At 51.1% G+C, this 818-nt stretch carries 1 rRNA gene; it reads left to right on the top strand.

Annotation, left to right across the window (positions count from 1 at the left end):
* Positions 1-818: ribosomal RNA gene (locus IE178_RS37125) — 16S ribosomal RNA — on the top strand; the annotation flags it as partial.

Genomic DNA, 818 nt, shown 5'->3' with positions numbered 1-818 from the left:
CGCGTAACATCAGGGAGAGACATCTCTCTCTGATCAAAGGAATTTATTCCGGCGGTGGATGGGCATGCGGCGCATTAGCTGGTTGGCGGGGTAACGGCCCACCAAGGCGACGATGCGTAGGGGTTCTGAGAGGAAGGTCCGCCACACTGGGACTGAGACACGGCCCAGACTCCTACGGGAGGCAGCAGTGGGGAATATTGGTCAATGGGCGAAAGCCTGAACCAGCCAAGTAGCGTGAAGGATGACTGCCCTATGGGTTGTAAACTTCTTTTATAAAGGAATAAAGTCGGGTATGTATACCCGTTTGCATGTACTTTATGAATAAGGATCGGCTAACTACGTGCCAGCAGCCGCGGTAATACGTAGGATCCGAGCGTTATCCGGATTTATTGGGTTTAAAGGGAGCGTAGATGGATGTTTAAGTCAGTTGTGAAAGTTTGCGGCTCAACCGTAAAATTGCAGTTGATACTGGGTGTCTTGAGTACAGTTGAGGTAGGCGGAATTCGTGGTGTAGCGGTGAAATGCTTAGATATCACGAAGAACTCCGATTGCGAAGGCAGCCTGCTAAGCTGCAACTGACATTGAGGCTCGAAAGTGTGGGTATCAAACAGGATTAGATACCCTGGTAGTCCACACGGTAAACGATGAATACTCGCTGTTTGCGATATACAGCAAGCGGCCAAGCGAAAGCGTTAAGTATTCCACCTGGGGAGTACGCCGGCAACGGTGAAACTCAAAGGAATTGACGGGGGCCCGCACAAGCGGCGGAGCATGTGGCTTAATTCGACGCAACGCGAAGAACCTTACCAAGGCTTGAC

The sequence above is a fragment of the Streptomyces griseoloalbus genome (assembly GCA_014650015.1).
GTDB lineage: Bacteria > Actinomycetota > Actinomycetes > Streptomycetales > Streptomycetaceae > Streptomyces > Streptomyces griseoloalbus.
The sequence above is the reverse complement of the archived record's forward strand: the minus strand, read 5'-3'. Positions and strand labels throughout refer to the sequence as shown.